The sequence below is a fragment of the Roseibium sp. TrichSKD4 genome, assembly GCF_000148725.1.
Lineage (GTDB): Bacteria > Pseudomonadota > Alphaproteobacteria > Rhizobiales > Stappiaceae > Roseibium.
On sequence record NZ_GL476310.1, the window covers coordinates 133,208 to 158,118 of the forward strand.

The following is a 24,911-nucleotide window of genomic DNA, read 5'->3' on the forward strand; positions in this document are numbered from 1 at the left end:
CATGCAAGCATCCGCACCCGCCTCTGTCTATTCGATTCCATCCTCTGTTCCGTTCCTGAAGACGCTGGCAACGGCGCTCGTTGACGGCACCTTAGTGCCAGGATTTCGACCGCTGGATGATCCGCTCTTGTTGCCAACGGCAACGCTCTATTTGCCGACAAGACGTGCAGCACGGCTGCTGCCGGAGATATTTCAGGACTTGTTCGGCGGCAAGCCGGTCCTCCTGCCCGTGATCCGGCCCGTTGGAGATACAGAAGAAGACCTGCAGCTCTTGAGTGCGGAGGCAGATGGCGAAGCTTTGCCGCCATCGATGCCTGTGCTGGAACGTCACTTGGCGATGACGCGCTTGGTGATGGCGTGGAAAGGAGCACTTCGCCGAGAAGTGTTGAACCTCGGGCTCAACGAACCGCTGGGTGTTCCGGCTTCCGCTGCGGATGCGGCATGGCTGGCCGCAGACCTCTTGTCTTTGATGGACGAGATCGAAACGGAGGAAGCCGATTGGTCCGACATTGCCAAGCTGGTGCCGGATGACCATGCAAGATATTGGCAAATCACACTCGACTTTCTGAAAATCGTTCAAGAGGCTTGGCCAGCTCATCTCGCCGAGCGAGGCTTAATGGACCCAAAGGCGCGCCGTTCTGCGCTTATTCGCAAGGAAGCTGAACGGCTTTTGACAAACCCGCCCAAGGGACCGGTGATTGTGGCTGGTGTCACAGGGTCAGTGCCTGCAACCGCAGCTCTTTTGAAAGCCGTCTCTCGCCTCGACCGCAGTGCCATTGTCCTGCCGGGGCTCGATCTGACAATGGACACATCATCCTGGGAGGCGCTGGAAGGCCCATCGCCAAAAGCTGGCACCATAATCAAACCGGGCGGCAAATCTATGCCCGGCCTGTCAGCGCACCCGCAATATTCCCTGAAAAAAATCTTGAGCGAATTGCAGGTCGACCGGTCAGCCGTTTCTTGTCTCGGCGAAAAACCAGAACCAGCCTTGCAGGCCAGAGAGCGCCTGTTGTCAGAGGCCATGCGTCCGGCGGAAACATCTGACGGCTGGATGGCTTACCTTGGTAGGGTAAGGGAAAAGGAAAGAGCTGCTGCTCTTGAGAATGTCAGCCTCATTGCTGCACGAAACGAAGCCGATGAAGCGTTGAGCATCGCCATTGCTCTTCGCGAAGCGTTGGAAGTGGGCGAGACGGCTGCGCTGATTTCTCCGGATCGCTTCTTGACCCGGCGTGTGGCGAGCGAATTGGCGCGCTGGAAAATTCAGGTCGACGACAGCGCTGGACGTCCGCTTGACCAAACACCGCCTGCGATTTTGGCGATATTGACGGCCAAACTGGCGCTTTATGGGTGTGATCCGCTGGACCTGTTGGCGCTTTTAAAACATCCGCTTTGCAGATTGGGCCTCCCGGCAAAGGATAACCGTTCAGCTGCACGCGCACTGGAGCGTGGTGTGCTTCGTGGCCCACGCGCAGCACCCGGAACGGCCGGATTAAAGGACGCAGTGGACGCCGCGCGGCTTGAAGCCGAGAAACGCATGGCGGAAGAGGGAACCAGCCGGGAACTACCACGCTGGAAGAAGATCCATGAGGCAGACTGGACGGTTTTAAGCGATCTGGTCACCCAATTGGGTAACGCGCTGGCCCCCCTTGAGGCGATTGCTGATTTAACAGCTCCGATGCCGATACTAGACTTGGCCGAAGCACATGCACGGGCAGTTGCCGCCATCGCCGAAGATGAGACGGGCAGTCCCGATGAGCTATACGCTGAAGAGGCGGGCGATGTCTTTGCTGCGTTCATGGTCGAACTGCTTTCGGCCAAGGACACAGGTTTGGAATTGAAACCGGCAGATTGGCCAGCGGTGCTGACCGCCTTGATGTCAGGCCACGCCGTCCGTCGCAGGCTTCCCGGTGATCCCCGAGTGCAGATCCTTGGGCCGTTGGAAGCCCGCCTGCAGCAATTTGATCGTGTGATCCTCGGCAGCCTGAATGAAGGAACGTGGCCCCAGAAGACGCGAAACGATCCGTGGTTGAACCGACCAATGAAGCGCGACCTCGGCTTGGAACCTCCTGAGCGCAGGATCGGGGCGTCTGCCCATGATTTTTGCATGGGGTTTGGGGCGAAAACGGTCATTCTAGCGCGTGCGGCTCGGGCGGACGGCGCTCCTACCGTGGCCTCGCGTTGGCTGCAACGCCTCACGACATTGGCCGGGCCGGATATTACAAAAGATATGTCAGGCCGTGGTGCTGTCTATTCCGACTTGGCCGAAGCGATTGATCGCGCCGATGGGCTTGTTACACCTGCTCCGCGCCCCAATCCGGCGCCACCCGTTGCCATTCGCCCAAAGCAATTGTCTGTTACGGAAATAGAACGTTTGATCCGTGACCCATATGCGATTTTTGCACGTCACGTTCTGGATCTGCAGCCCGTAGACCCGATTGGGGGCGAACCGAATGCGGCGGACAAGGGCAACATCATCCACGATGCCCTAGCCAAGTTCTTGAGTGATTGGGACGGCCCATTTAACGAAACGGCGGTTGCCCATCTGGTCTCCATAGGTGAGAAACTGTTTGCCCCGCTCGACGCCTTCCCGTCTGTGCGGGCGCTTTGGTGGCCACGGTTCTTGCGCATTGCTGACGGATTTGTGGCTTTCGAAGCTCGGCGTGCGCCCAAGGTCGAGCACCGCTATCTGGAAGTTGGTGGCGGTGTGGACCTGAAATTGCCCAGTCTTGATTTCCTCCTGAAAGGTCGAGCGGACCGGATCGACGTCATGGAAAACGGGTCCATCGCCATTCTGGATTACAAGACCGGTCAGGTGCCAAGTCTCAAACAAGTGGAAGCGCTGCTCGCACCGCAATTGCCGCTGGAAGCGGCGATGATCACGCGGGCCGGGTTCAATGATATCCCGGCAGATAGAAGTTTTTCCGAGTTTCTTTATCTGCAACTAAAGGGCGGTACAGACCCTGTCATCGAAGCGCCGCGCAATCCGAAAGACTGCGACTTGAAAGAGTTGGGTGAAGATGCTTTTGCGCGCCTGGAAACCCTTGTCGTTCACTATTCCAAACCGGAAACGGGGTATCTCTCGCGGGCGCGGGTGATGAAGGAACGCGATATTGCCGGGCCTTTTGATCATCTGGCACGGGTGGCTGAATGGTCGTCCGCCGGAGAGGACGAGGCATGAGCGGTTTTCAGATCCCTGAACTGACAAGGGAACGTCAGGACCGGGCATCCCAACCTCGGGCATCGGCTTGGGTGAGCGCGAATGCCGGGTCTGGAAAGACCTTTGTTCTCTCTCGCCGCGTGGTCCGTTTGCTTTTGGACGGAACCGATCCCTCGCGAATTCTAGCACTGACCTTTACCAAGGCTGCTGCCGCTGAAATGGCGACCCGGGTTTTCAAGATCCTTGGGGAGTGGGTCACCAAAGACGACAAAGACCTTGCTGATGAGCTGGAGGAAATTGAGGGCCGAACACCGGATGCAAAGCGGGTGGCATTTGCCCGGCGCTTGTTTGCAGAAGCGCTGGAAACACCGGGGGGTTTGAAGATCCAGACCATCCACGGTTTTTGCGAGGCTTTGCTGCATCAGTTCCCACTGGAAGCAAATGTCGCCGGTCATTTTCAGGTTCTGGATGATCGGATCGGTGCAGAATTGATGGCCGAAGCGCGGGGGGGCGTTCTGCATTTGGCAGAAACCAACCCGAACAGCGAACTCGGCAATGCTCTCAATACCGTTATCGGCCTCATGGCGGATGGCACGGCAGAAAAAGCGCTGGATGAACTCATTCAGAACCGGGATGACCTGCGCCGCTGGGTGGAAGATAAGGGTGGTCTGACGAATGCCATCTCTGAGTTGGCGGCTGAACTTGGTATATCGGAAACCTCTGACCTTGCCGCGCTGGAAGCACGGTTTTTGTCTGAATGTCCGTTCGATCCAAATACCTGTCTGAGCTACGCGGAAGCCTTTCGTGCCGGGTCCGGGAACGACCTTAAAATGGCAGATGCGCTGGCAGGCGCGGCTGTGATCACCGATCCGGAAAAGTTCAAGAAACACTGGCTGCCTCTGTTCCTCACCCAGAAAATGGAGCCGAGAAAAAAGCTGGCGAACAAGGGCGTTGCCGAAGCCTATCCGGCTGTTATCGACGCTCTGGTGGCGGAGCAACAAAGGCTCCTCGACCTTCTTGAGGAACGGAATCTCATTGTCACCTTTGTGGGGACGCGGGCTTTGCTGGAATTGGCTCACGCGGTTATTGAGCGCTACGAGAACGCCAAAATGGCCAAGGGCTATCTCGATTTTGAGGATCTGGTGGTCAAAACCGCACGGCTGTTAGCGCGCTCCGATGCAGCGCTCTGGGTTCAGTACAAACTTGATCAGGGTCTTGATCATATCTTGGTGGATGAGGCGCAGGACACCAGTCCCCGTCAGTGGCAGGTGGTCAGTTCGCTGGCTGCAGAGTTCTTTTCCGGCGAAAGTGCGAGCGACCGGGTTCGCACGCTGTTCGCTGTGGGGGACGAAAAACAGTCGATCTATTCATTCCAAGGGGCAGTTCCGGCTTACTTTGACGCCATGCGGCGGCAATTCTCAAAACATGCGGAAGCCGCTCAACACACGTTCCACTCCGTCGATCTGCAACTCTCCTTCCGCTCCACGCCTGATGTGCTGGGAGCGGTGGACAAGGTGTTCAAGGAAAGCGACGCTTATCAAGGGCTATCACAGGAACTGAAAGCACCGGTTCACGAAGCGATCCGCCGAGATCCAGGACTGGTAGAGATCTGGCCTCTGGAGCAGGAAGCGGATGTTGTAGAACCTGAAGACTGGCGAGAGCCGATCGACCATGTTGGTATCAGTTCACCACCAGCTCGGGTCGCGCAGCGCATCAGCACGGCGATCCGAGACTGGATGGAAAAGGGGGAAGTCGCGCCCGGTGACATCATGGTGCTTGTGCGCAAGCGTGGCGCGTTTGTTGAGATTCTAAACCGGGAACTGAAACAACGCGGTATTCCCGTGGCAGGGAGCGACCGGTTGGTGCTCACAGACCACATCGCGGTTCAGGATCTGGCGGCGTTGGGGCGGTTTCTTCTGCTATCAGAAGATGACTTGTCGCTGGCAGCAGTTCTCAAAAGCCCACTCTTTCAGTTGACCGATGAGGACCTGCTGGAAATCGCGCGTGATCCGGATGGACGGCGCAGAGCCGGGACTTTGTGGCAGGGGCTGGTATCCCGTGGCATGGACATGCCGAAGTGGGAGAAAGTGCGCTCTCGTCTCGACATCTGGCGGGCGCGTGCCGACTTCATGCCGCCCTTTGAATTCTATTCGCGCCTCTTGTCCGCGGATGGTGGACGACGGCAGTTCCGCAAACGTCTCGGCGTCGAAGTGGACGATGTTCTGGACGAATTCCTGAACCTTACGCTGGCCTATGAACAAACCGGCACTCCTGGCCTTGAGGGGTTTTTGGCCTGGATGGCGGCGGCTCCAACTGAAATCAAACGGGAGCTGACCAGCACGAAAGGGCTCGTTAGGGTCATGACCGTGCATGGCTCAAAGGGCCTTGAGGCAAAGGTTGTGATCCTTGTTGATCCGGGTTCAAAGCCAGTGAACGCGACCCATGACCCTGCCTTTTTGCCGCGTGAAAGCGGTGTCGCTGGTGCCCCGCCTGCACTTGTCTGGTTGCCGACCAAGGCTGATCGCACCCAATGGCACAATTCCGCTATTGAGGCGCGTCACGAGACACAAGCCGAAGAGTATCGACGCCTTCTCTATGTGGCTTTGACGCGCGCCGAAGACCGATTGGTGGTCTGCGGTTGGGAACCCAAAAGTGGGGCGCCGGAAAACGGTTGGTACAATCTCGTCTCTCGAGCTTTGACAGCTGATGCACGGGAAATCAAGAACACCGTTGGCGAGACAACAGCGTGGCAATGGCAACGAGCTGCAAATGACCCTGAAGTAATGGATCTGCAGGAAACCCATCACTCTGACGCCCAGACAGAGACAGCGCCGATGCTGGACTTACCTCCACCCCCGCCACAGTGGCTGGCCAAACCGGTCAAGCCTCTCCCGCGCAAACGTCGATTGCAGCCTTCTAAAGTTTTTGAGGTGATGGAGGAGAAGGAACGAATCGATCCTGTCCCTACCAGCGCACGGCTCAAGAGCCGACTGGCAGACCCGTCGTGGCCGCTGGAGCGAGGGCGCATTGTGCACAGGCTTCTTGAGGTCTTGCCGGAGATGCCGGCTGAAGACCGAGACGGGGCCATTGACCGGTTTCTCGATGCATCGCTGCCTGATGCATTCAAAGCCCGAAAGTCGGAACTATCTGACGAAATACAGAAGATCCTTCTGTCCGAAGAATTCGCGTCGCTTTTTGCAGAGACGGCACGGGCAGAGGTGCCCGTTGCCGGAACGATCCTGACTACCGGCGGAGCGGAAATTGCCGTGTCGGGACAAATTGATCGGTTGGTTGAATGTCCAGATCACGTTCTGATCGTCGATTATAAAACCAACGTGAGCGTGCCACGGCATCCTGAGGAAGTTTCAGCAGAATACCGGGCCCAGCTTTCGGTTTATCGCGAGCTCCTGAAGGGCGTGTTTTCGGGCAAGGCCATAATGGCTGCGCTGCTTTGGACGTCACAACCTGCACTGATGTTGATGCCGGATGACCTGCTGGAGGAAACTTTCAAGGGACTAAAGCCTGACGGGACTGCTTCTTGACGAAGGCCGCTCGGCTCCCTACGTTCCCACCGACTGAGGTGCCGATTGAGGTTGGCCTCAAAACACATCGCAAAAGAGATCGAACCATGGCAACAAACACGATTACAGATGCGTCTTTTGAAGAGGACGTCCTGAAGTCATCCGAACCGGTAGTGGTGGACTTTTGGGCCGAGTGGTGTGGCCCGTGCAAAATGATCGCACCGGCATTGGAAGAGATCTCCGAAGAGCTGGCCGGTCAGGTTAAGATCGCCAAGTTGAACATCGACGAGAACCAGGACGCCGCCATGAAATACGGCGTGCGGTCCATTCCGATGCTGATCATGTTCAAGGATGGTGAGCCAATGGCTCAACAGGTCGGTGCAGCTCCGAAGAACAAGCTGGCTGACTGGATCAAAAGCTCCATTTGAGCCTAAAAGCCTGAAAAATGAATTGCTGAACGGCTCTGAGCGGATATGCGGTTGGCGTATCCGCTCTGTTGCGTGTAAAGAGGCCGCGCAGCATAAATTTCAAGAGATTTGAACGGACACTCCATGAGCGACGACAACATCAAAACGGAAGAGCAAATGGAAGCCAACGAGGCAGCACATGCGCCAAACGAGGCCGAAGCAGAAGCGGGTGGCAATCCGGTAGAGGCCCTGATGGCTGAAAACGCAGAACTGAAAGACAAGGTTCTGCGCACAATGGCGGAAATGGAAAACCTTCGTCGCCGCACCGAAAAGCAGGTCAGCGACGCCAAGCAATATGCTGTTTCCACCTTTGCCCGCGACATGCTGACAGTGGGCGACAATCTGCGCCGTGCGCTGGATTCCCTGCCGGAAGAAGAACGCGCTGGTGCAGCTGCAGGGCTCGTTGGCTTGATTGAAGGCGTTGAAATGACAGAACGCGAGCTGTTGAACCAGCTCTGCAAGAACGGCGTGAAAAAGCTGGAACCTGAGGGCCAGAAGTTTGATCCGAACTTCCATCAGGCCATGTTTGAAGTTCCAAATCCGGACGTGCCGAACAACACTGTCGTTCAGGTGGTGCAGGCTGGCTATGTCATTGGTGAACGCGTCTTGCGTCCGGCCATGGTCGGCGTTGCCAAGGGTGGTCCGAAAGATGTGCCTGCAGCTGACAAGGCCGATGGCGCAGCGCCCGGTCAAACTGTCGATAAAAGCGCTTGATTAGCTGCAAATGCGCTGATTGGACAGTTGCACAGATCAGTGCGGACTAGGGTCCCGACCCAAACATGGAACCGCGATGCTATTTCAGTTTCTGGACTATCTGGGTGTCGCGGTTTTTGCAGTTTCGGGGGCAATCCTTGCCTCCCGCAAAGGCCTCGACTTCATTGCCTTTCTGTTTTTCGCAAGCTTGACCGGTATCGGCGGAGGAACCCTTCGCGACCTGTTGTTGGGTGTTCCTGTCTTCTGGACAAAATCCGATGGCTATCTGCTGGTGTGTCTCGGGGTGAGCGTTGTGATGTGGTTTGGGGCCGCTCAAGTTGAGCGTTTCGGAAAGCCGCTGCGATGGGCCGATGCTGTTGGTCTGGCCGCTTATTCTGTGATAGGAGCGGCTAAAGCGCTTGCTGTTGGTGACACAGTGTTGGTTGCCATTTTGATGGGTGTCTCCACGGCAACATTCGGTGGCATTCTGCGGGATACCATTGCAGGGGAACCGTCTGCCATTGCAAAGCCAGAGATCTATGTGGGCGCTGCGTTTTTTGGTGCAGGGCTTTTTGTCGGGCTGGAGTACCTTGGCATTGGAATTTGGCCCGCAGCATTAATCGGGTTCGCCGGTGCACTGATCCTGAGAGGTGGGGCTATTGAGCGGAGCTGGACGCTGCCCTGCTATGGTGCAGGCAGCGCCAGATAACGTGACTTACGCCAAACCGCACGCCGCTGCATAAACAGCAATTGAAAGTGCAACGGTCGGCAAGCTTGCCCAATAGGCAAGTGTGGTCATCATGGGAGTGCTCCATCAAGTTCTGACAACTCCCCCCTCAACCTGCTAGATAAGATGCCCAAAGCCGTTTTAAAGAGGCGATCACATAAAAGAGAACCGGCTGCCATTCTTCGCAAGTAGGCAGCCGGTTTTTAAAACTCGGATTACGTCAGCTAGGAGACTTTACGCGGGCAGCCGTGGTTGGTTTGGGTCGCCACCTTCGGTGAGTTCGCGCAGTTGATCGGCTTCCTTGTGCCACTTGTCAGCCTCACGGCGTTTCATGCGCGCTTCCTTGCGCCACTTGCCCTGCTTTGCCCATGCGCCAATGCCGCCAAGAACTATGCCAACTCCAAGGCAGGCGAAAATCACCCAGAACAAGGGCACGTCCGGGATTGTCAGCCTTGGATCCGTTGGATCAAACGGGTTGAGCGCAATGGATACCGTATGGCGATTGGCCACGGACAGCGGCACCAGAATGATTGCTACAGCAAACAATATGATGTTTTTGACCATACGGGTCACGGGTGTCTCCTGGGTTCTATCTGTGTGTCGGACAGGCTAACGTAGATATACGTCATCTTTCCGGCACAACAAAATCAGTCGTCGCCGTGATCCACGCCATCGTTCAACCGAAGGCGCATTTCCTTGCCGGTTTTAAAGAACGGGACATGCTTTTCTTCGACTTCAACTTTTTGGCCGGTTCGTGGGTTCCGACCAATGCGTGCGGGACGATTTTTGACCGAAAATGCACCAAAGCCACGCAGTTCAACCCTGTCACCCCGCATAAGGGCCTCGGTAATCTCGTCAAGGATTGCGTTTACGATATTTTCGACATCTCGTTGATAAAGATGCGGGTTTTGTTCTGCGATATGCTGCACAAGCTCTGATTTTATCATTGAGTGCCCCCTGGAACCGCTGCTTTGTTAGCCGCCGAGTCCGGAGCCTGCCAAACCGACACAAGGCCGTCAAGCGTAAGACCCCGAGGAATCAGCCCCTTAGCGCTTTTTGCCTCCCCAACAAGGCCTTCAGCGACGCCAATACCGAAACTGCGCGAAATCGCGCCGACAAATGGCAGGCCATTTTCGGTTTGCTCTGGGCGCCATGTGATAACCGGAAGGTCTTTGGAAAGGTCCTTTTCGCTTTCCAGCCACTGGATCGCAACCTCTTCACCACCGATGGCATCAATCAGCCCGAGTTTGTGAGCCGTGTAGCCGGAGTAGATGCTGCCGTCAGCCAGTTTCAGAGCCGCGTTCCGGTCCATGTTTCTTCGTTCAGCAACCAGATCAACAAACCAGTCATAAGAATCCTTCACCACCTTTGCCAACATGGCTTTCGCTTCTGGTGAGGCCTCTGAATAGAAATCAGGCTCGGCTTTCAGGTCCGAGCTCTTTACGGCGTCCATATTAACGCCGATCGTGTCCAGCAGGCCCTTGAAGTTGCCGTACTGGAAGAGAACGCCGATAGAACCCGTGATCGAATTGTACCGGGCGATCGTGTGATCTCCAGCCATCGCGATCATGTAGCCTGCGGAAGCGCCTTCGGTGCGGATCTCTGACACAACCGGCTTGTCTTCTGCAAGCTTGCGCAGGGCGCTATAGATGGCTTCGCCGCCCGTAGTGCTGCCACCGGGAGAGTTGATCGCGACAATCACGCCTTTGACAGGGTCATGCTCGCGAATACGCTCAATCCGCTGGAGCAGCTCGTAGTCATCCGTGATCACACCATCGATCTCGATGCGGGCGATATGACTGCCTTTCTTGGAAGCGTCAGCAGCGCCGGAGACATAAGCGATGAGTGAGATGAGCGCGATGGCCAGAATAAGGAAGGCAGCGATGCGCCAGAATGTAACCTTGCGCCGGAGCTGGCGGCGGTCCAGAAGCGAGTCGACATCGACAGACATAAAGTCAACTTCTCCGTTATGCTGGAGGTGATGTTGCCCCTAGATAGGGGCAATTTCCTCTGAAATGCAAATGCTTAGATAAAAAATATCCTGCACCAAAAGTCGAACAGAACCGACGATATACGGGATCTTTCGCTGCGTCAGCCAAAAAGCGGGTTCGGCTGCAATTGGGCAGTATCAGACCAATTCAACAAGTTCGATCTCAAAGGTTAGATCCTTGCCGGCCAGCGGATGGTTCGCGTCGAGAATGACTTCGGTCTCGTCTGCCGAGACGACGGTGACTGCAATAATCTGGTTGCCTTCGGCCTGCGCCTGAAGTTGGGTGCCCGGCGTCAGCGGGATATCAGCAGGGATCGCCTCCCGCGGAACTGATTGGCGCGCAGATGGATCGTGTTGTCCATAGGCTTCGTCGCACGGCACCTTTACGGTTTTTGTTTCACCGACCTGCATGCCGGGAATTTCCTTGTCGAGACCTGGAATGACCTGCCCCGAGCCCACAACGAATTCCAGAGGAGCTTGTCCATTGGAACTGTCGAAGACAGAGCCGTCATCCAGCTTACCGGTGTAATGCAGGCGGACCTTGTCGCCGCTTTTTGCTATGCTCATGTAATACGTCGTCCTCAAATGGTTTGGCGTTTCATGTGTCGAAATCCGAACGTACGAAAGTCCTTGGGTGTGGCACGGCATGCTCCAGAACGCAACCGATTGGCTTTAAACAAAGAAAAGGCCCGGTAAAAACCGGGCCTTCCTGATTTATTTTTGCCTTTAAAAGCAAGACGAAACTTAGTCGTCGCGTGCCTTGAGGGCGGCACCCAGAATGTCGCCAAGGGATGCGCCAGAGTCGGAAGAGCCATACTGTGCGACTGCTTCTTTTTCTTCAGCGATTTCCAGAGCCTTGATCGACACGGCAACCTTGCGGGTTTTCTTGTCGAACTGGGTGATGCGGGCGTCGAACTTGTCGCCAACGGAGAACTTGTCCGGGCGCTGCTCGTCGCGGTCACGGCTCAGGTCAGCACGGCGTGCAAAGGCTGTCAGATCGCTGTCTGCAATCTTGACTTCCAGACCACCGTCCTTGATCTCGATGACTTCACAAGTGACGACAGAGCCTTTGCGCAGCTCACCAGCTGCACCGGATTCCATCGGGTCACCGCCAAGCTGCTTGATGCCGAGCGAGATACGCTCTTTTTCAACGTCAACATCAAGAACAACAGCGCGAACCATGTCGCCCTTCTTGTACTCGTCGATGACTTGCTCGCCAGGGCGGTTCCAGTCGAGGTCGGACAGGTGAACCATGCCGTCCACATCGCCGTCGAGACCGATGAACAGGCCGAATTCGGTCTTGTTCTTCACTTCGCCTTCGACTTCGGTGTTGACCGGGAACTGCTCTGCGAATGCATCCCATGGGTTTTGCAGGGTCTGCTTGAGGCCCAGGGAGATGCGGCGCTTGACCGGGTCGACTTCCAGGATCATCACTTCGACTTCCTGAGAAGTGGAAACGATCTTGCCCGGATGGACGTTTTTCTTGGTCCAGGACATTTCGGAAACGTGGATCAGGCCTTCGATGCCCGGCTCCAGTTCCACGAATGCACCGTAGTCGGTGATGTTGGTCACGCGGCCAGAGAACTTGGCTTCCAGCGGGTACTTGGCTTCGATGCCGTCCCACGGATCAGTCTCAAGCTGCTTCATGCCAAGGCTGATGCGGTGCGTATCTTGGTTGACGCGGATGATCTGAACCTTGACGGTCTGACCAATCGTGAGAACTTCCGACGGATGGTTGATGCGGCGCCACGCGATATCGGTGACGTGCAGCAGGCCATCGATGCCGCCGAGATCGACGAATGCACCGTAATCGGTGATGTTTTTGACGACACCCTCGACAGTTTGACCTTCTTCCAAGCTCTGAACGAGTTCCGAACGCTGTTCTGCGCGGGTCTCTTCCAGAACAACACGGCGTGACACAACAATGTTGCCGCGGCGCTTGTCCATTTTCAGGATCTGGAACGGTTGCGGTGTGTGCATCAGCGGGGTCACGTCGCGAACCGGACGGATATCAACCTGAGAGCGCGGCAGGAAGGCAACAGCGCCGTCGAGATCAACAGTGAAGCCACCCTTGACCTGATTGAAGATCTGGCCAGTGACTTTTTCGTTTGCTTCGAAAGCAACTTCCAGACGGACCCAGCTTTCTTCGCGGCGAGCTTTTTCGCGCGACAGAACAGCTTCGCCCAGAGCGTTCTCAACACGCTCAAGATAAACTTCGACTTCGTCGCCGACAGCCATTTCGCCGTCACGACCCTTTGCGCCGAATTCCTTCAGCGGCACACGGCCTTCAACCTTCAGGCCAACGTCGATAACGGCCAGGTCTTTTTCGATAGCAACGACAGTACCCTTGACAACAGCACCTTCGTAAAGGTCGGTCTGGGTAAAGGACTCTTCCAAAAGAGCCGCGAAATCATCAGTGGAGGGGTTCAGTTCAGACATTCATACTCCTGGTGCCAAATCTGGCAGACCGCCGGCGGGTTTGTGTTGCACATTGAATCCACCCCATTCCGGGAACCGCTAAAGTCACAGTTCCTTCCGAAAGCAAGGCAAGTGCCCCGCTTGTCGGCCGGCGGTCGGAATGCAGAGGATCCGATTTCTAAAAGCCACGGCGCATTGCGCCGGAATTCCAAATGTTCAAGGCAAATGAAGTGCCGCTGCAGCGCAATTTCCTAACACAAAACTGGGCACGTCGATCGGACGAACCCCAAAAGGTCAGGAAAGACGGGCGCGGGAAACGATATCCACAGCCGTTTTGAACGCGCTTTCTATATCCATTTCCGTCGTATCAAGCAAGTGGGCATCTTCAGCTTGACGCATCGGAGCCACAGTTCGTTCGCTATCACGGGCATCGCGGCGCTTCAAGTCATCCAGAACGGAGGAGAATTCAGCCTCCTGTCCCTTGGACAACATCTCATCGGTTCGACGACGCGCACGGGCCTCAACGGAGGCAGTGACAAAGAGTTTCACATCAGCATCGGGACAAACAACCGTTCCAATGTCGCGGCCATCCAAAACAGCGCCAGGAGGCGTGTTCGCAAAAGATTTCTGCAGGGCCACCAGCTCTTCGCGCAATCCGCCAAGAACGGCAATGCGGGACGCTGCTTCGCCGATTTCGTGAGAGGAGAGGATGGACTTGTCCATATGGGCCAGATCAAGGTTTCTCGCGATTTCCAGAGCAACATCTTCATCACCAAGGGGGAGCCCCTTGGCGAGAAGCGCGGCCGCAACGGCGCGGTAGGTAAGGCCTGTATCCAGATGACGGAGCTCAAAGTGCTCTGCCAGCCGACGAGCCAGCGTCCCTTTTCCTGAAGCTGCAGGGCCGTCAATCGCAATAATCATGCGGCTATACTTTCGTTTTCTTCTATATTTGCCCCCAGACCGCGAAACAGCGATGTGAAGGTCGGGAAGCTGGTTGCGATCACCGCGCCGTCATCAACGGTTACCGGCGAATGGCTGGCCATGCCCAGAACCAAAAAGGCCATGGCAATCCGGTGGTCCAGATGCGTGACCACGGTTCCGCCGCCAATGTTGGCAGCACCACCAGTGACCGTCAGGCAGTCCTCACCCTCAACGCAAGGTACGTTATTCGCCTCAAGGCCTCGTGCCACAGCTGCAAGGCGATCGGACTCCTTGACACGCAACTCATCAAGTCCAGGCATATGCGTGTCGCCTTCGGCAAAGGAAGCAGCAATGGCAAGCACAGGGTATTCATCGATCATGGATGGTGCCCGTTTGGCCGGAACTGTAATTCCCTTCAGCTGGCTTGCCTTCACGCGCACATCGCCGATCTCTTCGCCGCCGGTCTCGCGGCGGTTTACGATTTCGATATCGCCGCCCATTTCGATGAGTGTTGTGATCAGGCCAATGCGGTGCTCGTTCAAGAGCACTTTTTCAATCGTCACATCGGAGCCGGGCACGATTAGAGCAGCCACAATGGCAAAGGCAGCCGAAGACGGGTCGGCTGGAACTTCAATCGCTTGTGGTTTCAGCTCCGGTTGACCTTGAAGGGTGATCACGCGTTCGCCGTCATCGTTCAGTTTGACGGAAATATCTGCGCCAAATCCCTTGAGCATTTTTTCCGTGTGATCGCGCGTTGCAATCGGTTCAATCACGGTTGTTGTGCCCGGCGCGTTGAGGCCTGCAAGAAGAACCGCGGATTTAACCTGAGCCGAGGCAACCGGGACACGGTAAGTCAAGGGAAGCGGGTTCTTGGCGCCGCGAATGCTTGCGGGCAACCGGTCTCCTGAGCGGGCGACAACGTTTGTGCCCATATCACGCAGGGGATCAAGAACGCGGCCCATCGGGCGTTTGGACAGTGACGCATCTCCCACGAAGGTGGCGGCAATGTCATGCGTTCCAAAAATGCCCATGGTCAGGCGGACGCCGGTTCCGGCATTGCCAAAATCGATCACGCTTTCCGGTTCCAGGAGGCTACCCAGCCCGATGCCGTCAATTGTGTAGGTGCCATTGTCTGTTTTTTCGATAACAGCACCGACAACCCGCATGGCGTCGGCAGTGGCCAGGACGTCTTCGGACTCCAGCAGTCCGGTTGCAGTGGTCCGGCCGACAGCGAGCGCACCGAACATAAGCGCGCGGTGAGAGATCGACTTGTCACCGGGTACGGTGACGGTGCCGCGCAATGGGCCAGCGGCGTTGGCGGTTAGAGGAGTAGGGGCTGAGGCATGCGACATGCAAGGCTTCCAAAGCTTATCGTAGAAATTGGGGAGCCTTTCCTATCATGTGGATCACGGCCCGTCATCCGTTTGACGGCTTGAAATTTTGGCGAACCCGTGCAGAACAGAACATGGAATGTATAAAACGAGTGATTTGGCTTTGACAGCGACCTGCCCTTGGGGCTAAGGGGCGCGGCGAACACGATAACAACGAAGGGTGAGCACAGTGGCAAAACCGGAACTTGGCACCAAGCGGCTGTGCCCGAGCTGCGGCGCAAAATACTACGACCTGAACAGGGATCCGATAACCTGCCCGAAATGCGGCACGATATTCGAGATCGTTATGACCTCGCGCGCAGCCAAGGCAGCCAAGGCTGAAGAAAAGCCTGAGGAAGAAGAGGACGAGGAAGACGCAGCAGCGCCGGAAATCGTTACTCTCGAAGAAGCGGATGCCGAGGCAGAAGGCGGCGATGATGTGCCGGATCTCGATGATGACGGCGTTGAGATTGAAGACGACGACGATGATGAGACGGCAGACGTCTTCCTTGAAGAAGATGAAGAAGATGACGACGCGGTTCCAGGTATCCGCGTAGAAATCGAAGACGACTCTGAAACCTAATAGCCGGAAAAGTCAGGTATTTTTTCGCATTTGCCATTTTCCACAGCGCTGCGCAAAAAAGACTGTATTTTCTGCTTGATCAATGGAGGCGGCATGGATATGTTCCGCCTCCATCAGCGCCGGACACCCAAGCCGGTTTCAACAATGGTACGGGGCCATAGCTCAGCTGGGAGAGCGCTTCGCTGGCAGCGAAGAGGTCAGGGGTTCGATTCCCCTTGGCTCCACCATTTTTCTTTTCCTCCACGATCTCAATTTATTCCGCTTGTTTTGTGCAAGTCTTCGGCCATGGCTGCTTCTTTCAAGGGCAGGTTCGGAGGTCAGGTTAGATGACAACAGAATTTGTCTCTCTGTTCATCGTAGCATTTCTGGCAGCCACCTTGCTTCCGGCTCAGTCAGAACTGGGGCTCGCATACTTGATTAGCGAGCACCCGGGCGAAGTCTTTTCGCTGGTTGCTGTTGCAAGTTTAGGGAACACGCTCGGTTCGGTGGTCAACTGGGCTCTTGGTCGTGGCGTGCGCGGGTTGGAGCTGCTTCAAAGATCTCGAGCATCAGGCGAAAAGCTTGCCCGCGCTGAAACGTGGTATCAAAGATTTGGGTACTGGAGCCTACTTTTGAGCTGGGCCCCCATCATAGGTGACCCCATCACGCTTGTTGCGGGCCTTCTCAAAGAGCCGTTCTGGCGGTTTCTCCTATTGGTCTCCATCGCGAAAACCGCGCGCTATTCAATTGTCGCATTGCTTATCTTTGGCGTTCTGTAGCGCCACCACAAGATACGTCGAGATTTGTGCCCCAATGTGACAATGCGACGGCCGATTTTAGTTGCTGGCCGGAATGTCGAGCTAGCCGATGTGGATTTGCTTGGCTCTATTTCCGGTCGAGGAATTCGCTACGTCAGATGAGGCGAGACGAGGTCTCGCAATCTTGTGATGTCAATAAAGTCAGATATTTAGACGGATTTTGAGGTGGGCTTTGTTTGGCGAAATATAATTAGCCGACGAAAATATTTTATGGACATGACCGTGGTGCCGGGGCACATTGTCGTCAAATGTTCATATGAGCGACATTTTCCATTCATATGAACATTCTAGGGGAGGTGGGCATTTATTACGGATGCCCATAAAATCAAGGGCAATTCCGACAGGTCTAAACTCGGGATGAGCCCGAAACATGGGAGACTGATATGACTTCAGCAAAAAAGGTCGCTGGCTTGGTTGCTGCGGCAGCAATGCTTGGCACATCCACCTTTTCTTACGCCGCAACCGAGATTTCCTGGTGGCACGCAATGGGCGGTCGCTTGGGCGAAGTCGTCGTTGATATTTCCAACGGCTTCAACGGCTCTCAGGATGCTTGCTCCATCACACCTGTTTACAAGGGAACGTACGAAGAGACCCTGACTGCTGGTATTGCGGCTTTCCGCGCAGGCGAGCAGCCGAACATCCTTCAGGTTTTTGATGCCGGCGCTGCGACCATCATTGGCGCACCCGGTGCAGTTGTACCCGCTCAGGATATCCTTGAAGGTGCAGGCGTTGGCTTCAACAAGGACGACTACATTGAAGGCGTCCGAAATTTCTATGCCGACAGCGCTGGCAAAATGATCGGCATGCCGTTCAACTCCTCGACACCGATCCTGTACTACAACGAAGATGCGCTGAACAAAGCTGGCGTAGAAGCTCCGAAAACTTGGGAAGAGTTCCAGGAAATCGCGCCGAAGCTGAAAAAAGCTGGTTACGTTCCGTTGGCACAGTCTCACTTGCCGTGGATTTTCACAGAGAACTTCAAGTCTCGCCACAATCTTCAGTTCGCAACCAATAACAACGGTTATGATGGCGCTGAAGGCACGCAGCTGGTTTTCGGTGACCCGATCAAGAACCACTTCAAGGCCGTCAAAGGTTGGCTCGACGAAGGTCTGTTCGGCTACTATGGCACTGGCTGGGGTGATAACCAGACACCGTTCAACGAAGGCAAGGTAGCCATGTGGCTCGGGTCTTCTGGTTCTTTCGGTGGTATTTCCAAGACGGTTGAGTTCCCGTTCTCGGCTACTTACCTGCCTTATTGGGATGCTGTTGAAGGTGCTGGCACCGGCACGTTCATCGGTGGTGCTGCGCTCTTCTCCATGTCCGGGAAGCCGGATGGTGAAAACAAGTGCGTCGCCTCCTTCTTTGAGTACCTGACGTCTCCGGAAGTTCAGTACATGTGGCATAAAGAAACCGGCTATGTGCCGATCACAAATGCTGCCTATGAGCTGGCGAAAAAAGACGGCCACTACGACCGTGCACCGGCTGCTGAAATCGGCATCAAGCAGCTGACCTTGCCAGGTGGTGATTGGACCAAGGGCTATCGGATGGGCTTCTATGTTCAGATCCGCGATGTCATGAACCGCGAATACGGCAAGGTTCTCTCGGGTGAAGCGACCGTTGAAGATGCGTTTGCCACCATCGAAGCGGATGGCAACAAACTGCTCGAGCGTTTCGCGAAGACAACAGCAAACTAATCGTCGTTGAATGACCTTGCACGGGCTGCAGTCTGTGCAAGGTCCTGGTTTTGGCGAGCCTCATTGTTTTACTTTGAGGCTCGCCTTGCCTGTTTGAAAAAGTCTCATTCGGTGGTGTGATGAAGAAAGTCCGCTTTCAGTCGGGGCTGACGCCTTATCTCTTGCTGCTGCCACAACTGGCCATTGTTGTGGTTTTCTTTTTGTGGCCAGCGGCAGAAGCAGTACGCGCGTCGTTCTATCTTGAAGATCCGTTCGGGTTCGGGTCCACATTTGTGGGCATGGACAATTTTGTCGATACGGTTACGTCGACGGATTACAGTCGGGTTGCGAAGTTTACAGCCGTCTTCACGACGCTGGTGACTTTCTTGTCTCTTGGAATTGCGCTGTTGCTGGCCGTCAAAGCCGACAAGGTGCTGCGCGGGGCCTCAACCTATAAAACACTGCTCATGTGGGTATACGCGGTCGCTCCACCGGTAGCAGGCCTGATCGGTGTGCTTTTATTTGATCAGCACGTCGGCCCCCTGACAGACTTCTTTGGTCTGCTCGGATGGGAGATGCAGATCGGTGTGAGCTACTTCGATACGGCCTTTGCAATGACAGCAACCGCAGTGTGGAAGCAGATCCCTGTGAACTTCATTTTCTTTTTATCCGGTCTGCAGGGCATTCCGAAGTCTGTGCAGGAAGCAGCCAGCATTGACTGTCGCTCGGGCTTCCGCCGGTTCTGGACAGTCACCTTTCCGCTTCTGGCTCCAACCGGTTTCTTCCTGCTGATCATCAACATCACCTACGCCTTCTTCGACACATTCGGCATCGTCGATGTGATCGTGAAGCAAGAGCCGGGCAACAATCCGGTGACCCTTGTCTACAAGGTGTTCCTTGACGGCTTCCGCGGGAACGATCTTGGCGGCTCGTCAGCCCAATCGGTGATCCTGATGGCCTTGGTGTTTATTCTAACTGTTGTGCAGTTCCGCCTGATTGAGCGGCGCGTGCACTACACATGAGGAGAGTGACATGAATAGACTACAGCTCTCCGATCATCTGATCTTGATTGCAGGCGTGATCTTCATGGTGGTGCCGGTGTTGTTCGCCTTTGCGACCAGTACCCATGATGCCATCACGATATATAAATCCGGCCTGCAATACCTGCCGGGCGATAAGTTCGCCGAGAACTACGAGACTGTTCTGTTCAAGGCAGGCGGGTTCACCAAGGAAGTCAACGGCTTCGTCATGTTGAAGAACTCGTTGATCCTCGGGTTGGGCTTTGCGATTGGCAAGATCATCATCTCGATGCTGGCCGCCTATGCGATCGTCTATTTCCGGTTTCCGATGGCGACGTTGTGCTTCTGGGTGATCTTCTGCACTCTGTTGCTGCCCTTGGAAGTTCGCATCCTCCCATCTTATGAAATCGTGCAGTCGCTTGGCATGGTCAACACTTACTCGGGGCTGATTGTCCCGTTGATTGCCTCGGCAACGGGGACCTTCTTCTTCCGTCAGTTTTTTATGTCAGTGCCGGATGAATTGCTGGAAGCGGCCCGGATTGACGGGGCAGGTCCCTGGAAGTTCTTCATCGACATTCTGGTGCCGCTGTCCAAGACGATGATCGCGGCGATCTTCATCATCATGTTTGTTTATGGCTGGAACCAGTATCTCTGGCCGACCCTGATCACCACGGAAGAATCTCTCTTCACTTTGGTGCGGGGCATCAAGCAGATCACACAGGTCTGGGTTGGGGCGCAGATCCCGGCACTGAACGAGGCCATGGCCTTGGCCATCCTCGCCATGTTGCCACCGGTGATCGTTGTTGTGATCTTCCAAAGCTGGTTCATCAAAGGGCTCGTCGAGAGCGACAAGTAAGGATTACGGTTTCAAAATGGCTACGATTACTCTCGATCAGGTCCGCAAGGTCTATGCCGGTAATGTTGAGGCGGTGAAGGGCGTTTCCATCGACATCAAGGATGGTGAATTCATCGTCCTTGTCGGCCCATCCGGCTGCGGAAAGTCGACTCTTCTGCGCATGATCGCCGGTCTGGAAGACATTACAACGGGCGAGATCAAAATTGGCGAGCGTGTGGTCAATAAGGTTGACCCTGCAGACCGTGACATCGCCATGGTTTTCCAAAATTACGCGCTCTATCCGCATATGTCGGTCTATAACAACCTGGCCTACGGCCTTAAGAATCGCGGTATGGCCAAGGACGAGATTGATCGTCGCGTAAAAGAAGCAGCCAAAATCCTTGAAATTGGCGAATATCTGGAGCGCAAGCCGCGCGCCCTGTCTGGTGGTCAGCGTCAGCGTGTAGCCATGGGCCGGGCAATCGTGCGCGAGCCTGCAGCCTTCCTGTTCGACGAGCCGCTTTCAAATCTGGATGCCAAACTGCGGGTTCAAATGCGGGTGGAAATCAAACGCCTGCAGCGCTCCCTTGGTACGACCAGTGTTTACGTGACCCATGACCAGCTAGAAGCCATGACACTGGCTGACCGGCTGATTGTCTTGAATGGCGGCAACATTGAACAAATTGGCTCGCCGATTGATGTCTATGACAATCCAGCCTCCACTTTTGTGGCGAGCTTTATCGGCTCTCCGGCCATGAACTTGATTCCGGTGACGGCGGACGGGGAGAAGCTTGGACTTCAACACGGCACGGGGCTGAGCGTTGCCAATCCCTTTGGGAAGCAAAGCTATCAGTTGGGTATCCGGCCGGAACACCTCGAGGTCGCTGAGGAAAACGCCTCTGGCCCCGCTTTTGAAGTAAAGGTCAATGTGATCGAGTCCGTAGGAGCTGAGACCTACATCTATGCATCATTTGCAAATGGTGGGCCTGAAATCGTCCTGCGGGTGTCGAGCCATTCGCAACATGAACCGGGCGAAGTCCTGCATTTGCGTGCGAAAGAAGAAGACCTGCATTTCTTTGATGCAGAGACAGGAAAACGTATCGAGTCCTGATCTCAAAAAATCAGTTTGGAGACCGGCCTGTCGAGGGTGCCGGTCTTCTGAAAAGTCGTTCCGACCGTAGACCGGAACGGCTTTTCTCTTGTCCACGGTTACATACCCTCCTGACAAAAGGTGTCAGTTGGACATCGTGCAGCAGGTTGTCTTGGGTGGTTAAAAAGTCCGCCCTGAACAACGTCTAAGCCATTGATGTTGCGCGTGGCCGAAGCAATACGCAAATATTCGATTTGACCGGTTTGGGGATGGGGTTTGTGATCCAGAGCAGCAAAATGATCAGTGCATTGAGGATCAGACGCAGGTTATGACCGGCTGCGGCCAGCAGGGCGTTGATGGCATCGCCATTTTTGCCATTGAGGAAGTTCCGGTCAAGTCGTCCATCTGTTTTCATGTGGCCGATGGTGGCCTCGATCGCTGATCGTCGTTTCAGCTCACGCTTCATCTGTGCCGTCAGCCCGCGCTTCTGGCCGGAGATCATGACCTTGGCGTCGCCCTCATAATCATGCCCCCGATAGCCACGGTCCACATAGACACGCTCAGCTTTGGTGCCGCAGACTTTCTCAGCCTGACTGATGGTGTCATTCAAGGTGTGCCCATCATAGGGATTGCCCTCAAAAGCCCTCGCCGCAAGAACCAATCCTTCCCGATTGGTCGTGGCAATGCCAACCTTGGCCCCGAACTCGTAAGGTGTTCGCGCCTTGCCCTTGGCAATACAGGCCACTTCCGGCGCATGCATGGAATAAATCTTGTTTTTGTCCTTGGGGGTCTGGGCCAGAAGCCGCTCCACCAGTCCCAGCAGACGGGAGAACCGGTGCTCAAGACCTTCGTTGCCTGCGATCTTGCGGGAGATGTCGCGATAGACCCGGCCCAGATAGGTCTTCAGCTTTTTGAGTTCCCGGCGCATCCGCTTGAACTGTTTGGCATGGGCATAACGGCCCGCCATCAAGGCCGCCTTTTTGGCAACTCTGGTATGGCTGCGACGCAAGATGATGCCGGCCCTCTTGGCCTGGCGCACCAGAAGCTGCAAGGCCTTGTGATAAAGACGGCTATCGGTGGGATGGGCAATGGCTTTGGGTTGAACGGTCGTATCAACCAAGACCCGCTCAAGGCTGCTCTTCTTGATCGTCCCGCTCTCAATCGCAACACCTACCGTAGCAGAAAGAAGCTTTTCCATTCCCTCAGGACCAATCCGTTTGCGCCAGCGGGTCATGGTTGAGGGATCAATGGGGAATTGGTGCTGGAAAAACTCAAAACCGCAGAAAGACTGCCAGTAGGGGTTTTCAACCCAACGCTCAACCGTCTCTTCATCGGAAAGATCGTACATGTGCTTGAGAAAGTGCAGCCCGGCCATCAGACGCGTTGGTTTGGCCGGTCGTCCCAAGGGGCGATAATGCCTGCCGAACTCCGCATCAAATTCATCCCAAGGCATCAGACCAGACAGCCGCACCAACGAATGGTTCATATCGATGATTGCGGCCAGGCGTTCCTTGAACAGATCGCCACACCGTTTGTTGCGTTTTGAAGGTCTCATGAGAATATGCCAGAAAATGCGTGCTTCGGATCAACTAACCGGCATATTCACACATCCAAAACCCAATGGGTATCCATACTCTTCAATCAGTTAAGGGGTTTTTCAGCGCGAACTAAAAAGCGTCATGGTCAGCTCAACCGACACGGAGCGATTTTTCATGGAACCTTTTAAAAACAAATTGTCCGCAGACCTTGTGCGCATTATCGCTCGTCTCTTGAAGCGCGAGTTGAATGCCTTTGACCAATCCGCTTTTGAAGAGGCAGTTCTGTCAAAATTGGAGGCTCTTGAACTGAAGCAACGGGCCCAGCTGATGGCAGATGAAATGGACCGCGTTCTGCCGGATGATCTGGGTGAAAAGTTCTGGGTCATCAAGAAACTGCTTCACCCGTCCAGCAATGGTTCAATTGACAGAAGCAGTGACTATGAAGGCATTGCCGGATGGGGCATGATGCCGCTTGGCATGATTGTCTCAAAGCATGGTCTTGCCGACTTTGACCTTTCCTTTGCCTTGATGAAGGAGATGACAAAACGCGCCACAGCCGAGTTCGACGTGCGCCCGTTTCTCGACGCTGATCAAGGCCGCGCACTGGATATCCTGTCCCTTTGGGTGGCTGACCCTAATGTTCATGTTCGGCGTCTGGTGTCTGAAGGAACGCGACCACGTCTGCCATGGGGTATGCGTTTGCCAAAGCTTGTGCAGGATCCGTCTCCGACCTTGCCATTGCTGGAGGCTCTGAAAGATGATCCGGAAGAGTATGTCCGCCGGTCTGTCGCCAATCACTTGAATGACATAGCCAAGGACCATCCAGACTTGGTGGCAGATATTGCAGAGGCTTGGCTGCAGGATGCCGGGCCGGAGCGTCGGAAACTCGTGCGTCATGCTTGCCGAACCTTAGTCAAAAGCGGGCATGCACGAACCTTGGCGGCGTTTGGTTTGCAGGCACCTGAGGTTCGGTTGAACGACTTGAAGATCAAAACGCCAACGGTTCAGTTCGGTACAGCGCTTGAGTTCGAAATGGATCTCACATCGAACGCCAAGCGGTCACAAGACCTAATCATCGACTATGTTGTGCATTTCAAGAAGGCGAACGGAGCGCTTGCACCGAAGGTCTTCAAATGGACCAAAATGTCCATGGGCGCCGGGCAACAGGTGCGATTGGCGCGAAAACATCCCATAAGGCCGATCACCACAAGAACCTACTATCCGGGCGTGCAGGCCATCTCACTTCGGATAAATGGTCAGGATATCGGCTATCAGGAGTTTAACTTGGAGATGGAGCCTGCTCCGTCAACCGCTTTAGCTGCAGCATAGCAACGATCCCGTAAGCCGGGCCGATTGCCATAATGGCAAAGACCAGTGGCCAGCCGAATGTGTTGGCCATAAGCGGCGTGACCTGCACCGTGAAAAAGGTCAGCGCAAACCCGAGGGCGGTCTGAAAGGTCATCAGGCTGCCTGCCTTCTCCGGTCGGGCATGATCTGCGACAAGGGCCGAAAACTGAGCGGAATCCGGCAAAATTGCCGCTCCCCAGATAATGGCGCAAAACGCTGTTAGCCATACCGGACCGCCGAATGTGAGCGCTGTTGCCAATGCGCCGATGCCGCTCACGACCATCGCTGCAATCGCAATGTTTTCTTTTCCCACCCGGTCGGCGATCAGACCGCCAAAAATGCAGGCGACGCCGCCCGCAGCAATTGCGCAAAAAGCGATGACGCGCGCATATGACACCGCCTCTCCGTCGCTCAAGGAAAGGGAAAAGGAGGCAGTGAGAGCAACGCCGATCCAGGCCCACATGGCATAAAGCTCCCACATGTGGCCTAGATATCCTGCATAGGCTAGACGCACCTTCTTGTTGGTCCAGCTTTCACGGATGGTTCTTGGATCAAAAGCCCCGGCTTTCGCGTGAAACGGGCCAAGACGAACCAGCAGGCAAAGAAGCCCGCCAGCAGCAGCTGCTGCAGAGGCGACGAGGACAGTCAAGCGCCAGTCTGCTCCACCTAGGGTCAGGACCCATTAATTTGATTGGAATGGCGTAACAAAAAGCCATGAGCTGCAAGGAAAAGCGCGACGAGCGGACTTCTTGTCCGGTTGAGCGG

Annotated in this window: 21 protein-coding genes and 1 tRNA gene; 13 read left to right on the forward strand and 9 right to left on the reverse strand. The window is 55.3% G+C overall.

The genetic code is table 11. The features are described from left to right. Position 1: 1 nt before the first annotated feature. The 5 genes from addB to TRICHSKD4_RS06385 all read left to right on the forward strand — a co-directional run bounded on the left by addB (position 2) and on the right by TRICHSKD4_RS06385 (position 8,547). The gene (addB, locus tag TRICHSKD4_RS06365) at positions 2-3,178 is read left to right on the forward strand and encodes a double-strand break repair protein AddB (RefSeq protein WP_009466652.1); all 3,177 of its coding nucleotides are present in this window, start codon (positions 2-4) and stop codon (positions 3,176-3,178) included. Then, positions 3,175-6,699: a double-strand break repair helicase AddA gene (gene addA / locus TRICHSKD4_RS06370; protein WP_009466653.1), complete on the forward strand. Its 3,525-nt coding sequence runs from the start codon at positions 3,175-3,177 to the stop codon at positions 6,697-6,699. The genes addB and addA overlap by 4 nt, the downstream gene beginning before the upstream one ends. 86 nt (positions 6,700-6,785) lie before the next feature. After that, entirely contained in the window at positions 6,786-7,106 is a 321-nt protein-coding gene (gene trxA / locus TRICHSKD4_RS06375; protein ID WP_009466654.1) for a thioredoxin, read from the forward strand. Between the two features lie 123 nt (positions 7,107-7,229). Further along, complete coding sequence (gene grpE / locus TRICHSKD4_RS06380; protein ID WP_009466655.1) at positions 7,230-7,859, forward strand: nucleotide exchange factor GrpE; 630 nt, start codon at positions 7,230-7,232, stop codon at positions 7,857-7,859. A gap of 76 nt (positions 7,860-7,935) precedes the next feature. Then, positions 7,936-8,547 carry a trimeric intracellular cation channel family protein gene (locus TRICHSKD4_RS06385; protein ID WP_009466656.1) on the forward strand — a complete coding sequence of 204 codons (612 nt, stop codon included), beginning with the start codon at positions 7,936-7,938 and terminating at the stop codon, positions 8,545-8,547. A 252-nt stretch (positions 8,548-8,799) separates the two neighbouring features. Here TRICHSKD4_RS06385 and TRICHSKD4_RS06390 read toward each other — a convergent pair whose 3' ends face one another. From TRICHSKD4_RS06390 to aroA, 7 genes are all read right to left on the reverse strand, one after another. Then, positions 8,800-9,129, reverse strand: a complete 330-nt coding sequence (locus tag TRICHSKD4_RS06390) for a lipopolysaccharide assembly protein LapA domain-containing protein (RefSeq protein ID WP_040616444.1) — start codon at positions 9,127-9,129, stop codon at positions 8,800-8,802. 83 nt (positions 9,130-9,212) lie between these two features. Further along, positions 9,213-9,512 (reverse strand): integration host factor subunit beta, encoded by a 300-nt coding sequence (locus tag TRICHSKD4_RS06395; RefSeq protein WP_009466658.1) that lies wholly within the window; start codon positions 9,510-9,512, stop codon positions 9,213-9,215. Then, positions 9,509-10,516: a signal peptide peptidase SppA gene (gene sppA / locus TRICHSKD4_RS06400; RefSeq protein ID WP_009466659.1), complete on the reverse strand. Its 1,008-nt coding sequence runs from the start codon at positions 10,514-10,516 to the stop codon at positions 9,509-9,511. Before sppA ends, TRICHSKD4_RS06395 begins: the two co-directional genes overlap by 4 nt. A gap of 177 nt (positions 10,517-10,693) precedes the next feature. Further along, positions 10,694-11,122, reverse strand: coding sequence for a peptidylprolyl isomerase (locus tag TRICHSKD4_RS06405; RefSeq protein ID WP_009466660.1), 429 nt, complete (start codon positions 11,120-11,122; stop codon positions 10,694-10,696). 177 nt (positions 11,123-11,299) lie between these two features. Next, positions 11,300-12,994, reverse strand: coding sequence for a 30S ribosomal protein S1 (gene rpsA, locus TRICHSKD4_RS06410; RefSeq protein ID WP_009466661.1), 1,695 nt, complete (start codon positions 12,992-12,994; stop codon positions 11,300-11,302). Between the two features lie 273 nt (positions 12,995-13,267). Further along, complete coding sequence (gene cmk, locus TRICHSKD4_RS06415; RefSeq protein ID WP_009466662.1) at positions 13,268-13,894, reverse strand: (d)CMP kinase; 627 nt, start codon at positions 13,892-13,894, stop codon at positions 13,268-13,270. Next, complete coding sequence (aroA, locus tag TRICHSKD4_RS06420) at positions 13,891-15,246, reverse strand: 3-phosphoshikimate 1-carboxyvinyltransferase (protein ID WP_009466663.1); 1,356 nt, start codon at positions 15,244-15,246, stop codon at positions 13,891-13,893. The genes cmk and aroA overlap by 4 nt, the downstream gene beginning before the upstream one ends. Positions 15,247-15,454: 208 nt before the next feature. On the opposite strand from aroA, the gene TRICHSKD4_RS06425 reads away from it, so the two are divergent. The 7 genes from TRICHSKD4_RS06425 to TRICHSKD4_RS06455 all read left to right on the forward strand — a co-directional run bounded on the left by TRICHSKD4_RS06425 (position 15,455) and on the right by TRICHSKD4_RS06455 (position 21,282). Beyond that, positions 15,455-15,847, forward strand: coding sequence for a TIGR02300 family protein (locus tag TRICHSKD4_RS06425; protein ID WP_009466664.1), 393 nt, complete (start codon positions 15,455-15,457; stop codon positions 15,845-15,847). 151 nt (positions 15,848-15,998) lie between these two features. After that, positions 15,999-16,074 (forward strand) — tRNA-Ala (locus TRICHSKD4_RS06430). A 99-nt stretch (positions 16,075-16,173) separates the two neighbouring features. After that, positions 16,174-16,605, forward strand: coding sequence for a YqaA family protein (locus TRICHSKD4_RS06435; RefSeq protein ID WP_009466666.1), 432 nt, complete (start codon positions 16,174-16,176; stop codon positions 16,603-16,605). Positions 16,606-17,027: 422 nt separating this feature from the next. Then, positions 17,028-18,338 (forward strand): extracellular solute-binding protein, encoded by a 1,311-nt coding sequence (locus TRICHSKD4_RS06440; RefSeq protein ID WP_009466667.1) that lies wholly within the window; start codon positions 17,028-17,030, stop codon positions 18,336-18,338. 119 nt (positions 18,339-18,457) lie between these two features. Beyond that, positions 18,458-19,339, forward strand: a complete 882-nt coding sequence (locus TRICHSKD4_RS06445; RefSeq protein ID WP_009466668.1) for an ABC transporter permease subunit — start codon at positions 18,458-18,460, stop codon at positions 19,337-19,339. Positions 19,340-19,349: 10 nt separating this feature from the next. Then, positions 19,350-20,192, forward strand: coding sequence for a sn-glycerol-3-phosphate ABC transporter permease UgpE (ugpE, locus tag TRICHSKD4_RS06450; protein ID WP_009466669.1), 843 nt, complete (start codon positions 19,350-19,352; stop codon positions 20,190-20,192). A 16-nt stretch (positions 20,193-20,208) separates the two neighbouring features. Further along, complete coding sequence (locus TRICHSKD4_RS06455) at positions 20,209-21,282, forward strand: sn-glycerol-3-phosphate import ATP-binding protein UgpC (RefSeq protein ID WP_009466670.1); 1,074 nt, start codon at positions 20,209-20,211, stop codon at positions 21,280-21,282. Positions 21,283-21,466: 184 nt separating this feature from the next. Here TRICHSKD4_RS06455 and TRICHSKD4_RS06460 read toward each other — a convergent pair whose 3' ends face one another. Further along, the gene (locus TRICHSKD4_RS06460; protein ID WP_009465529.1) at positions 21,467-22,816 is read right to left on the reverse strand and encodes an IS5 family transposase; all 1,350 of its coding nucleotides are present in this window, start codon (positions 22,814-22,816) and stop codon (positions 21,467-21,469) included. A gap of 157 nt (positions 22,817-22,973) precedes the next feature. Between TRICHSKD4_RS06460 and TRICHSKD4_RS06465 the strand changes: the two genes are divergently transcribed. After that, complete coding sequence (locus TRICHSKD4_RS06465) at positions 22,974-24,128, forward strand: DNA alkylation repair protein (RefSeq protein ID WP_009466672.1); 1,155 nt, start codon at positions 22,974-22,976, stop codon at positions 24,126-24,128. Here TRICHSKD4_RS06465 and TRICHSKD4_RS06470 read toward each other — a convergent pair. Continuing rightward, positions 24,079-24,822 carry an MFS transporter gene (locus TRICHSKD4_RS06470; protein ID WP_139051993.1) on the reverse strand — a complete coding sequence of 248 codons (744 nt, stop codon included), beginning with the start codon at positions 24,820-24,822 and terminating at the stop codon, positions 24,079-24,081. The genes TRICHSKD4_RS06465 and TRICHSKD4_RS06470 overlap by 50 nt on opposite strands. Positions 24,823-24,911 lie beyond the last annotated feature (89 nt).